The organism is Methylobacterium platani (genome assembly GCF_001653715.1).
In the GTDB taxonomy this organism is placed as follows: domain Bacteria; phylum Pseudomonadota; class Alphaproteobacteria; order Rhizobiales; family Beijerinckiaceae; genus Methylobacterium; species Methylobacterium platani.
This window is the reverse complement of record NZ_LWHQ01000111.1, coordinates 1-11,685: the sequence shown is the minus strand read 5'-3', so window position 1 is coordinate 11,685 and position 11,685 is coordinate 1. Positions and strand designations below refer to the sequence as shown.

Sequence of the window (11,685 nt, the reverse complement as noted above, 5' to 3'; positions counted from 1 at the left end):
TTGGCCTTGATCCGGCGCTTGGTCGCGAGGGCATCCCGCTCGCGCAGATCGTCGCGACGGTGCATCCGGACGACCAGGCCGGGTTGGCCACCGCGATCAACGAGGCCATCGCACGGGGCGGCGCATACGCGCACCAGTACCGGGTGCGCCGGGCGGATGGGCGCTACTATTGGATCGAGGCCAACGGGCGCGTGGACCACGCACCGGATGGGACGCCGCTGACCTTCCCCGGGGTTCTGCTTGATGTCGAGGATCGCCGGAAGGCCGAGCAGCGCCGAGAAGCGCTGCTGGAGCTGAGCAACCAGCTGCGCACGGCGTCAGACATTCCCTCGGTGATGCAATTTGCTACCGCCATCGTTGGTCGGACCCTCGGTGCTGGCCGCGTGGGCTACGGTAGTGTCGCCCCGGATGGTGAGACCTTCGAGGTCGCTGAAGACTGGACCGCCCCGGGTGTGCCGACCCTCGCCGGCACCTACCAGATGAGTGATTACGGCCGCTACGCCGACAATCTGCGCCGTGGCGAGGACATCGTGATCGCCGACGCGCGCGAGGACCCTCGCACGCAGGACAGAGCAGGCACCCTGGACGCGGTCGCCGTGCGCGCCCTTATCAACCTGCCCATCGTCGAGAGCGGCAAGACGGTGGCGGTGTTCTACGTCAACGACAGCCTACCCCGGTCATGGGAAGGGCCGGAGGTTGCGTTCGTGCGTCAGGTTGCCGAACTGGCGCGCCAGACCGCCGAGCGCCGGCGTGCCGAGGAACAGCAGGCGGTCTTGAACCAAGAGCTGTCGCATCGCCTTAAGAACACCCTGGCGATGGTACTCTCGATCGCTACACAGACCCTGCGAACAGTGCCAGACAAGGCGCCCGTCGAGGCGTTCGAAAAGCGCATCCACGCCCTGTCCGCTGCCCACGACATCCTGCTCAAGCAGGAATGGGCCTCGGCACCCCTGCACGCGGTGGCCGACGCCGTGCTCGGCAACTTCGCGCAGGCTGGTCGCCTTGAACTCAGTGGCCCGCCGGTCGCGCTAGGGCCTCGAGCGACCCTGTCGACATCGCTGCTGCTGCACGAGTTGGCGACCAACGCTGCCAAGTACGGTGCCCTGTCCAATGACACCGGCCGCATCGCGGTACGCTGGCACCTCAACGGCAAGGACGACGCGGAGGACCTGGTCTTGGACTGGCAGGAGCACGGGGGGCCGCCCGTGGCCGAACCACCGGCCCGCAAGGGGTTCGGCTCTCGCCTGATCCGCATGGGCCTGGTTGGCAACGGCAATGTGAGTCTTAGTTATTTGCCCGCCGGTTTCCAGGCTCAGATGCGCGCGCCGCTCGCGCAGATACAGCAAGCGTAGGGCCTGATCGTGGGACAGTTCACACCGCCGGCCTCCCCAATCATCCTTGTGGTCGAAGATGAGCCGCTACAGCGCATGATGGCCGTCGATCTGGTCGAGACAGCCGGTTATGAGGCAATCGAGGCGGCGGATGCCGCTGACGCCGTCCGCATTCTTGAAAGACGCCCCGACATTAGACTGGTATTTACAGACATCGACATGCCGGGTGGCATGGACGGATTAAAACTTGCGGCGATGATCCGTGATCGCTGGCCGCCCATCGAGCTTATTGTGATTTCCGGCAAGCGTAAGCTCCAATCCAGCGATCTGCCCGCACGTGGCGTGTTCTTCTCCAAGCCTTATAAGCGTGACGAACTCACCGAGGCCATCCAGCGGATGATGGCCTAGTGACGACTGTCCGCCGTACGCAAGCTTGCCTGCACCCGGTCGATCTGCTCGCTGCGCCGGAACGGCTTGCCAGCGTAAGATGCCGTTCGGAGCGTGACCTGACCGTGGGTCGTTCTGCGCGTTGTGCACACCCCGCCAGAGCCAGGGGTAGCCATCCGCACCTTGCGCCCCGGTCAGATGTCCGCGATTTAAGTGCGAACGGCATTTCAGGCGGCAGTGGATGACCGACGCACACAGGCGACTGGCGGATGCGATGATCGCCGAGATTGTCGAGCAGGAAAGCATGGCTCACGAGCTGGCCGAGTTTGCTGCCCTGATGGAGGCAGACGACCACCTTGCTACCGCTGCGACGTTCCGGTCCATGAGCCGTAGCCGCTGGATCAAAGGGATGGAATTGCGGGGTAATCTGGCGGCTCTTGAGGTCACTAACCACGACGCCACTAAAGGCGGTGGGTAGCGCCTTGCCTGGCATGGCTACCCACCGAAGAGGGATCCAGGGTTGGATCGGTCACAGTCCGCTCAGCGATCCAGCCTTGCGTCAGCAGGCAAGGGAACATCCCCCTTACCCTGGGCATTGCAGACCCTGGGTCTGCGGCAAGCGCCGCCGCTCATGATGCCTATTACCCGCTGTCCAGCCTACGCTGCGGGTGCCAGACCAACCCGCAAAAAAGGCTCCTAACCGTGCCGAACTCCCGGCAACCGCTGCAGTCCACTGCTGTCGCCAGCGCACCCCTGGTGAGCCTGCGGCGTGGCGCCGGCCAGCTGTTCGAGACCGAACGGCGGCTCAATGCCGTGCTCAACAACGCCTCGGTGTCGATCTTCCTGATGGATGATCGCCAGCACTGCATCTACATGAACCGCGCGGCCGAGCAGCTGACTGGCTGGATGCTCGAAGAAGTGCTGGCGCGGGACTGCCCGCTACACGACATCGTCCACCACACCTACCCGGACGGACGGCCGTTTCCGCTGCACGAATGCGCCATTGATCGCGCGTTTCCAGAAAACAACCAGGAGCGCGGCGAGGAGGTGTTCGTCCACCGCGACGGTCATTTCTATCCGGTCGGGTTCACGGCCAGTCCGATCCGCGACGACGCTGCCAACATCATCGGCACGATCATCGAGGTGCGCGACATCAGCGAGGAGAAGGCCGCGGCCGAGCGCCAGCGCCTGCTGATCAACGAGCTGAACCACCGGGTGAAAAACACCCTCGCCACGGTGCAGTCGATCGCCGCCCAGACGTTCCGGGGACCGCCAGACCCGGCTGCGCGGGCGGTGTTCGACGCGCGCATGGTGGCCCTTTCAACTGCCCATAACGTGCTGGTGGAGGATAACTGGGAAAGCGCCAGCCTGCGCAGCGTGATCGAGCGTGCGCTTGCGCCGCACCTACTGGCAGAGGTCGATCTTAACCGCTTTCAGCTCAAAGGACCGGATGCGCGGCTGCACCCGAAGGTGGCTGTAACTCTGGCCATGGCCTTGCATTAACTGATGACCAACGCGGCCAAGTACGGCGCCCTGTCGGTGCCTGAAGGTCAGGTCATTTTGACCTGGTCCCTGCACGACCTTGAGGATGATCGCCAGCAGCTCAACCTGCGTTGGGAAGAATGCGGGGGGCCTCCCGTTGTCGCTCCCACGCGCAAGGGGTTTGGTTCGCGGCTGATCGAGCGACAGCTCCCCATGGAATTTGATGGCAGCGCCGAAATCACCTACGCCCCTGCCGGCGTGATCTGCGAGCTGCAGATCCCGCTGACCACTTTGGGCTGGGTTGGCCAGGAGACCATCGAGGGGCGGCAGGTTTCATGACGTTGCTGGTTGGACGTCGCGTTCTGCTGGTCGAGGACGAAAGCCTCGTCGCCATGCTGGCCGAGGACATGCTGCTAGAACTCGGCTGTGAGGTTGTCGTCGCGATGCGCCTCGACAAGGCGTTGGCGCTTGCCCGCAACGAGGTGTTCGATCTGGCCTTGCTGGATGTGAACCTCGGAGACGCGCGCAGCTATCCGGTAGCAGACCTGCTGTTCGAGCGCCGCACACCGTTCCTGTTCGCGACTGGATACGGCAAGCAGGGACTGGAGGAAGCCTACAAGGCGGTTCCGGTGCTGCAGAAGCCCTACCAGCCAGCGCCGCTGGAACATCTGCTGACGCGCCTGCTCATCGGGGGAGCCCAAGCCCGTAAGTGGGGCATCGGCAGCTCCATGTCGTGCGTATGCCATACCCCGAATGGGCAGCCTATCCGGGCAGATCACTGCCGCTAAGCGTTCCTGGCTCAGGCCAGGCTCGGCCCGGTCACGTCATGGCGGGCCAGGTTGTTCCCTCCGAAGAGACCTGGCCCACCAGTCTCGCCAAAAGCGTGATCGGGAAGGCGAGACGGCAACTGTTTTGCGCCCCATACGCTGGGACGCAATCCTTACGGAAGTTTTAGGCCTGGAAAGGCGGGCCGGGGCGTTTTCCCCGTCATGGAGACCCGACCCGCCTGTGACGCCAGCCGAGAGGCTTAGGAGCGGCAGGCTGGTGTGACTGCCGAACCAATGGACCTAAACTAGAGTCGTTCCATCGGCTGCGAGTTGCTCAGCGATGGTTGTCAGCTGCGGCCATGGTATGAGAGACCGCATTCGGCTCTAGAGGGGTGCCTCCCTTCCGCGAGCTTCGATCCGCACAAGATGATCTTGATGCTGACGTTGAAGGTCCTCGAAGGTGGTCAGGAGTGCCTCTGCTTTGTCAGTCGGCAGATCCTTCCCTCGCAGTCGAGCGATGAGAGCACGTTGCTCCGCGATGTGCCGGGCACCGTTCTCGATGTGCCGCCTGACCATATCGACTTCGGTTTCGCCTTTGCGCATGGAGCATCATAGCGGACATACCTCGCTTGGGAAGCGGCCGTCTCTCGCCTCTAACGCTCCTCTCCTGCTTGTACCCTAATGTAAGAAAACGACCGCTTTCCTTACAGGTGTGCCAGACCCCTGTTGAACCGTATGAAGACGTGCCGACCGCCCACGATCATCAGCTCAGCGAGGGATAATACGTCAAGCCAAGCAGGAAACACTTGGACCTTTTCGGTGATCGGGGGCACAATAGGACGCTACTGTCCTTGCTTCGAAGCGCGAACAAGATCTGTCGGCGCCGGTTGTTGCCTGCAAGGCCGCCTTGGAATGCCCCTCCATCGCGTCCCACCGAGAGATGCGATTGTGGAGAATTCATGAGCGCCGGACCCGCCTCGAACCTGCTGCGTCAGCCCGGTCCGCCGGAGACCGTCCCTGATGTCGATCCGCCGAAGGCGTTCGACCCACGCTTCACCGAAGCGGTCCCGCCCCAGGCCCGCCTCGTCTCGCTCTACGATCAGGCAGTCTTCAGCGAGGGACCGGTATGGTGGCCCGCACGCGGGATCCTGGTGTGGTCGGACATTGAGGGCCGGCGCGTGCTCGGCTGGCATCCGGACGGCTGCGTGCGGGTCGTGATCGACGCGGCGCCGTTCATCAACGGCAACACGGTCGACCAGAACGGCGACCTGATCCACTGCGAGCACGGCAACCGCCGCCTGTCTCGCACCACGCCCGATGGACGCTCCTCCATGGTGGTCGAGACCTTCGAAGGCCGTCGTTTCAACGCGCCGAACGACGTCGCCTGCGCCGCCGACGGCGCCTTGTGGTTCACCGATCCGGCCTACGGCCTGCGCCTGCCCAGGCAAGGCGCTTTGGCCGAGTCGGATCTCGGACACTACAGCGTCTACCGGTTCGACCCAAGCACGGGCAGCGTGCGGCGCATGGCGGATCTCGGCCAGCCGAACGGGCTCGCCTTTTCACCGGACGGGTGCACGCTCTACGTCAGCGATACATCGCGCACCGAGGGCGGCGACGGGCACACCATTCTGGCTTTCCCGGTTCGTAAAGATGCCGGCCTCGGCGAGCCACGCGCCTTCGCCGAGATCGAGCCCGGCGTGCCCGACGGTTTTCGGGTCGACCACCGTGGCTGGATCTGGACGAGTTCGGGGTCTGGGGTGCAGGTCTTCTCGGCGGAAGGTGGCCGGCTCGGGCTGATCCCGACCCCGCAGACATGCTCGAATTGCTGCTTCGGCCCGGACAAGCGGCGGCTGTTCATCACCTCTGGGCAGCACCTCTACGCCCTCGACCTTGCCAGCGACTGAAGCCGACGGGGCACGAACCCTTGCACCGCCTGGGAGTGCCGGAAACACCTGACACGTGACGGAAACATCTCTGCCAGGAACATCCCCAAAGTATGTCGGTTAGCCCCGCGATGGAGGCAATGCCCCAAGGGCACGTTGAGGAGCCGGTCGCCGCATCCTTCGCAGGCCCCCGATCGGGTTCGCGATGCCGCACGGCTCCTGAGGAGCAGCCATGGCCGAAGCCGTCGCCGATTTCTTCTGGAAGCGTCTCGCCGAGTGGGGGGTGAAGACGATCTTCGGCTACCCGGGCGACGGCATCAACGGCCTCCTCGGCGCCCTCCAGCGCAACGACCTGCCGTTCGAGTTCATCCAGGTCCGCCACGAGGAGATGGCGGCCTTCATGGCCACTGCCTACGCCAAGTTCACCGGCGAGGTCGGCGTCTGCCTCGCGACCTCCGGCCCCGGGGCGACGCACCTGCTCACCGGCATGTACGACGCCTATTCCGATCATGTGCCGCTGCTCGCCATCGCGGGCCAGCAGGCGCGCAACGTCAACGGCGCCCATTACCAACAGGAACTGGACCTCACCAGCGTCTACAAGGACGTCGCGGCCTACGTGCAGCAGGCGGCCTCCCCGGCGTCCGTGCGCCATATCGTCGATCGGGCGATGCGCATCGCCAAGGCCGAGCGCAAGGTCGCGGCGATCATCCTGCCGAACGACCTGCAGGACGTTCCCTACGAGGCCCCCGTCCGCAAGCACGGCAATACCTTCTCAGGGACAGGCTGGACCGCCCCGAAGGTCGTGCCGTTCGAGGCCGATCTCCGCAGGGCCGCTGACGTGCTCAATGCCGGCGAGAAGGTCGCGATCCTAGTGGGCGCCGGCGCGCTCCATGCTACCGACGAGGTGATCGCGGTGGCGAACCGCCTCCAGGCCGGTGTCGCCAAGGCGCTACTTGGCAAGGCCGCGCTCCCGGACGACCTTCCCTTCGTCACCGGCACGATCGGGCTGCTCGGCTCCGAGCCCTCCTCCGACATGATGGCGGAGTGCGACACCCTGCTGATGATCGGCTCCGGCTTTCCCTGGGCCGAGTTCCTGCCGGAGGAGGGCCAGGCCCGCGGCGTGCAGATCGACCTCGCGCCGGAGATGCTGTCCCTGCGCTACCCGATGGAGGTTCCGCTCCAGGGCGAGTCGGCCGAAACCCTGCGCGCGCTCCTGCCGCTGCTCAAGCAGAAGGCGGAGGGTGGCTCCTGGCGCAAGGGCATCGAGAAAGGCGTCGCCTCCTGGTGGAAGGAGGCCGAGGATCGCGCGATGGCGAAGGCCAACCCGGTGAACCCGCAGCGGGTGACCTGGGAACTCTCGCCGCGGATGCCCGACCGCGTCATCATCACCTCGGATTCGGGCTCCTGTGCCAACTGGTACGCCCGAGACCTGAAGATGCGGCGAGGCCAGATGTGCTCGCTCTCGGGTGGCCTCGCTTCGATGGGGGCGGCGGTGCCCTACGCTATCGCCGCCAAGGTGGCCCATCCGGACCGGCCAGTGATCGCGCTCGTCGGCGACGGCGCCATGCAGATGAACAACATGGCCGAGCTAATCACGGTGTCAAAGTACATGCACCGCTGGCCGAACAAAACCTGGATCTGCTGCGTCTTCAACAACGAGGACCTGAACCAGGTGACGTGGGAGCAGCGGGTGATGGAGGGCAACCCGAAGTTCGAGGCGAGCCAGACGATCCCGAACGTGCCCTATCACAAGTTCGCCGAGCTGATCGGGCTGCGCGGCATCTACGTCGACGATCCGGAGCGGATGGGCGCGGCCTGGGACGAGGCCCTGGCGAGCCCGGTGCCGGTGGTGTTGGAGGTCAAGACCGACCCGGAGGTGCCGCCGCTGCCGCCGTTCTTCACCTTCGAGCAGGTGAAGAACTACATGTCGATGCTCGGCAAGGGCGATCCGAAGGAGCGCCATCTGCTGGTCGACACCGCCCGCCAGGTGCTGAGTTCGGTCCTGCCTGGCAGCAAGAGCTGAGACCCGGCGCGGCGACGATGCGTGACGATCCGATGATCCGGGCGGTGCGGGCGCGAGCCTTCACCGTGCCCACCGACGCGCCCGAGTCCGACGGGACCTATGCCTGGGACAAGACGACGATCGTCGTCGTCCACGTCGAGGCCGCGGGCGAGACCGGCCTCGGCTACAGCTACACCGACGCCAGCGTCGCACCCTTGATCGAGGCGACGCTGGCGACGCGGCTCTCGGGCCTCTCGGTCTTCGACATCCCACACGCTAACGCGGTCCTGTGGGGGGCGGTGCGCAACCTCGGCCGCTCCGGGCTCGCGACGAGCGCTATCTCGGCTCTCGACACCGCCTTGTGGGACCTAAAGGCGCGCCTCCTCGGGCTGCCGCTGGCGACCCTGTTCGGCCGGGTACGGGAGCGCGCCGAGATCTACGGCAGCGGCGGCTTCACAACTTATGACGACCGGCAGCTCCGCGAGCAGCTCGAAGCCTTCGTCGCGCGCGACGGCTGCCGGGCGGTGAAGATGAAGATCGGCAGCGAGCCCGAGCGCGACCCCGCCCGGATGGCGGCGGTGAAGGATGTAATCGGGGACGCAGAGCTGTACATCGACGCCAACGGCGCCTTCACGCCGAAACGCGCGCTCGCGATGGCGCGGGCCGTCGAGCCGTTCGGCGTGGCGTGGTTCGAGGAGCCGGTGACCAGCGACGATCCCGACGGGATGGCGTTCGTCCGCGCCGCGGCGCCCGCCGGCATGGAGATCGCCGCGGGCGAGTACGCCTACACCCTCGACGACCTGCAGCGCCTGATCCGCGCCGGTGCGGTCGACGTGGCGCAGGCGGACGTGACCCGCTGCGGCGGCTATAGCGGCTTCCTCAAGATGGCGGCTTTGTGCGAGGCGGCGCATCTCGACCTCTCCGGTCACTGCGCCCCCGCCCTGCACCTGCCCGTCGCGATGGCAGCACCCCGCTTCCGGCACCTCGAATGGTTCCACGACCATGTCCGCATCGAGCGGATGCTGTTCGACGGGGCGCCGGTGCCGCGGGACGGCGCGATCGCCCCCGACCCGGGCCGGCCGGGCCACGGCCTCACCCTGAAGAGCCGGGACGCCGATGCCTATGCCGTCTGATCGCGGTCCCCACGCCGGTTCCCTCAAGCGCCGCGTCGGCCCGGTGCGGGTCGAGGCGGCGGTCCATCCGGCCGTTGCCCTCGCGGCGGTCGCGGCCGGGGCCGGCCTGCTGACCTGGTTCGCTGCCGGGCGCTCGAAGCGCCTCGGTCCGGCCCCGTTGGAGGGCCGCCGCTACGCCCCGCGCGGCCGCGCCGTGACCGCGAGCGCGGCGCAGCGCCTCAACCACGCCTCCTCGATGCTCGCCGCCTCCGTGCTGTTCGACTCCGGCCTCGAGCATTATCGCGGCCAGTTCTTCAACCGGGCGATGTACACGCCGATCATCGTCTCGAGCATCGCCCTAGCCTCGTCCCTGCACGGTGCCGGCGACACCGATCCCGGCAGTTCCCACGTCCGGCACACGGTGCAAGCGCTGGCGGGCCTCACCGGGCTGATTGGCTTTGGCTTCCACGCCTACAACGTCGGCAAGCGGGAGGGCGGGTACTCCCTTCAGAACCTGTTCTACTCGGCCCCGATCGGCGCGCCGATGGCGCTGACGCTGGCCGGTCTCCTAGGCATCGTTGCCGAGCGGGTGCGCGACGCCGATCCCTACGAGCCCCGCCTCGGCGGAAAGCCGGCAGGGCGCATGCTGGCGCTCGCCACCGCCGGCATGCTCGCCGGCACGACCCTAGAGGCCGGGCTGCTGCATTTTCGCGGCGCCTTCCAGAACCCCGCTATGTTCGTGCCCGTGACCCTGCCGCCGCTTGCGGCAGCCCTCCTCGTCCGCGCCGCCGGCAAGTCCGAGGGCGCGAGCCAGGTCGGTGCCAAGTGGGGGATGTGGGCGGTCTCCGCCATGGGCCTCAGCGGCGTCGCCCTCCACGCCTACGGCGTGGCCCGGATGATGGGCGGCTTCGACAACTGGCGCCAGAACCTGATCGACGGGCCGCCGCTGCCGGCTCCCCCCTCCTTCTCCGGCGTGGCGCTCGGCGGCCTCGCCGCCCTCGAACTGCTCGAGCACCGTCCGCTTCGCCTCTAATCCGAGGGCCGCATGCTTCCCAGACGAGACCTTTATCCAGGCTACGACGTACTGGCGAAGCGCGACGGCCCGTCCTGGAACGCCAAGACCCGCGCCGTACTCGACGAGCGACTGGCGATCGGGCCAGAGACGCGTCGCTTCTTCGTCGAGGCCGAGTGGCCCACCCTGAAGGCTCTCGCCGCGCGCATCGTGCCGCAGCCAGCCGACCGGGAGGCGCCGGTTCCGGTCGCGGCGCTCGTCGACCACAAGCTCGCGACCGATACGCGCGACGGCTACCGCAATGCCGAACTACCCGAGGAGCGCGAGGCATGGCGGCGGGGCCTGCGGGCCCTCGACGCTGAGGCCATCGCACGGTTCGGCGCGCGCTTCCACGAGCTCGGTGCCTGGGCGCAGGACGAACTTCTGAAGCTCGCCGAGAAGGGTGAACTGATGGACGCAGCCTGGGAAGGCATGCCCTCCAAGCTGTTCTTCCACCAACGCGTCCTCGCCGACGTGGTGAAGGCCTACTACGCCCACCCGACCGCTTGGAACGAGATCGGCTGGGGCGGCCCGGCGAGCCCGCGCGGCTACGTGCGGATGGATTTCGACCGCCGCGACCCCTGGGAGGCCGCCGAGGCGAAGCCCGGCCGCGAGGCCGAAGCGTACGAAGAGAACCTTCGGGTCGGCGACTGAGGACAGATTTCGACATGCGCATCCCCGGCCTCGGCAGCGCCGCCGACAACCCGAAGCACGGCACGCCGGGTGACGATCCCGAGCACCATCCCCGCGCCCGCGACGGCCGCGCCCCTAACGTGATGCGGATCGGCGAGTGGGTGCCGATGCGACAGCACCGCGACGAGGACGAGGTCGATTTCGCGATTATCGGCACCGGCGCGGGCGGCGGCACATTGGCCTGCCGGCTCGCCGAAACCGGGTTCTCGGTCGTCGCCTTCGATGCCGGCCCGTATTTCCGCCCCCTGGAGGACTTCGCCTCCGACGAGAGTCATCAGTCCAAGCTGTACTGGACCGATGAGCGCATCGTCGACGGCGAGAACCCGCTGCAGATGGGCTCGAACAATTCCGGCAAAGCGGTCGGCGGCTCGACCGTACACTACGCCATGGTGGCCCTGCGCTTCCGGCCGGAATGGTTCAAGGCGCGCACGCTGATGGGTTACGGCGCAGACTGGCCGATCGACTGGCGCGAGATGTGGCACTACTACGATCAGGTCGAGGACGACCTGAAGATCTCGGGACCGGTCACCTATCCGTGGGGACCGCATCGGCGCCGCTATCACCGCCGCGCGCACGAGATCAACGCCGCGGCCAAGGTGCTGGCCCGCGGCGCCGAGGCGATGGGTATCGGCTGGACGCCGACGCCGCTCGCCACGATCTCGGCCCCGCGCGGGGACGCGCCGCCTTGCGTCTATCGCGGCTTCTGCACGCTGGGCTGCTCGACCAACGCCAAGCAGAGCGTGCTCGTCACCTACCTGCCCCGGGCGCTGAAGGCCGGTGCCGAGATCCGCGACCTCGCCATGGTGGGGCGGATCGAGACCAGGAACGGGCGCGCCATCGGCGTGCATTATCACCGCGAGGGCCGGTGGCGGTTCCAGCGCGCGAAGCACGTCGTGGTGGCGGGCTACGCCATCGAGACGCCGCGACTGCTCCTCAACTCGGCCCACCAGGAGTTTCCGGACGGGCTCGCCAATTCC

At 66.8% G+C, this 11,685-nt stretch carries 13 protein-coding genes; all 13 read left to right on the top strand.

What is annotated here, in order from left to right; all coding sequences use genetic code 11:
- A partial coding sequence (locus tag A5481_RS31465) for a sensor histidine kinase (protein ID WP_156655681.1) occupies nt 1–1,352 on the top strand: 1,352 nt, incomplete at its 5' end.
- A gap of 9 nt (nt 1,353–1,361) precedes the next feature.
- The gene (locus A5481_RS31460) at nt 1,362–1,739 is read left to right on the top strand and encodes a response regulator (RefSeq protein WP_082173167.1); all 378 of its coding nucleotides are present in this window, start codon (nt 1,362–1,364) and stop codon (nt 1,737–1,739) included.
- 220 nt (nt 1,740–1,959) lie between these two features.
- Nucleotides 1,960–2,196, top strand: a complete 237-nt coding sequence (locus tag A5481_RS31455) for a hypothetical protein (RefSeq protein WP_064504508.1) — start codon at nt 1,960–1,962, stop codon at nt 2,194–2,196.
- Nucleotides 2,197–2,420: 224 nt separating this feature from the next.
- Entirely contained in the window at nt 2,421–3,221 is an 801-nt protein-coding gene (locus A5481_RS31450) for an HWE histidine kinase domain-containing protein (RefSeq protein WP_245238878.1), read from the top strand.
- Nucleotides 3,222–3,224: 3 nt separating this feature from the next.
- A complete protein-coding gene (locus A5481_RS35550; protein WP_245238880.1) occupies nt 3,225–3,539 on the top strand; it encodes a sensor histidine kinase in 315 nt (104 codons plus the stop codon).
- On the top strand, nt 3,536–3,988 hold the full coding sequence (locus A5481_RS31445) for a response regulator (RefSeq protein WP_048434475.1): 453 nt from the start codon (nt 3,536–3,538) through the stop codon (nt 3,986–3,988). Before A5481_RS35550 ends, A5481_RS31445 begins: the two co-directional genes overlap by 4 nt.
- A gap of 414 nt (nt 3,989–4,402) precedes the next feature.
- Nucleotides 4,403–4,582, top strand: a complete 180-nt coding sequence (locus A5481_RS34405; RefSeq protein ID WP_156311877.1) for a hypothetical protein — start codon at nt 4,403–4,405, stop codon at nt 4,580–4,582.
- Nucleotides 4,583–4,926: 344 nt separating this feature from the next.
- Nucleotides 4,927–5,871 carry an SMP-30/gluconolactonase/LRE family protein gene (locus tag A5481_RS31435; protein ID WP_048434477.1) on the top strand — a complete coding sequence of 315 codons (945 nt, stop codon included), beginning with the start codon at nt 4,927–4,929 and terminating at the stop codon, nt 5,869–5,871.
- Nucleotides 5,872–6,082: 211 nt separating this feature from the next.
- A complete protein-coding gene (locus A5481_RS31430; protein WP_048434478.1) occupies nt 6,083–7,873 on the top strand; it encodes a thiamine pyrophosphate-requiring protein in 1,791 nt (596 codons plus the stop codon).
- Between the two features lie 17 nt (nt 7,874–7,890).
- Nucleotides 7,891–8,985 (top strand): enolase C-terminal domain-like protein, encoded by a 1,095-nt coding sequence (locus A5481_RS31425; RefSeq protein WP_064504507.1) that lies wholly within the window; start codon nt 7,891–7,893, stop codon nt 8,983–8,985.
- A complete protein-coding gene (locus A5481_RS31420) occupies nt 8,969–9,997 on the top strand; it encodes a hypothetical protein (RefSeq protein WP_082984983.1) in 1,029 nt (342 codons plus the stop codon). Before A5481_RS31425 ends, A5481_RS31420 begins: the two co-directional genes overlap by 17 nt.
- A 12-nt stretch (nt 9,998–10,009) precedes the next feature.
- The gene (locus tag A5481_RS31415) at nt 10,010–10,669 is read left to right on the top strand and encodes a gluconate 2-dehydrogenase subunit 3 family protein (RefSeq protein WP_064504506.1); all 660 of its coding nucleotides are present in this window, start codon (nt 10,010–10,012) and stop codon (nt 10,667–10,669) included.
- Between the two features lie 14 nt (nt 10,670–10,683).
- Nucleotides 10,684–11,685: GMC family oxidoreductase N-terminal domain-containing protein (locus A5481_RS31410; protein WP_197514279.1), on the top strand; the 1,002-nt coding region annotated here is incomplete at its 3' end.